The sequence below is a fragment of the [Clostridium] symbiosum ATCC 14940 genome, assembly GCF_000466485.1.
Lineage (GTDB): Bacteria > Bacillota > Clostridia > Lachnospirales > Lachnospiraceae > Otoolea > Otoolea symbiosa.
On record NZ_KE992817.1, the window covers coordinates 53,043 to 53,270 of the forward strand.

Genomic DNA, 228 nt, shown 5'->3' on the forward strand with positions numbered 1-228 from the left:
GTCAGGCTCGTAAGAGCCTGTGGATCGAAACAATGAAGCTCTGTTTGATTTCGTATCCAAAATACGGTCAGGCTCGTAAGAGCCTGTGGATCGAAACGCCGTTCAAACAACTTCGTTACCGGGTTGAATTTGGTCAGGCTCGTAAGAGCCTGTGGATCGAAACCCTTTGTGGTGTACCTATACCCCGGAACCAACAATGGTCAGGCTCGTAAGAGCCTGTGGATCGAA

At 49.6% G+C, this 228-nt stretch carries 1 protein-coding gene; it reads left to right on the forward strand.

Translation table 11 applies throughout. From position 1 onward, the window contains the following. Positions 1–212, forward strand: a 212-nt coding sequence (locus CLOSYM_RS23155; RefSeq protein ID WP_021640904.1) for a hypothetical protein, incomplete at its 5' end; no start/stop codon positions are given. Between the last annotated feature and the right edge of the window lie 16 nt (positions 213–228).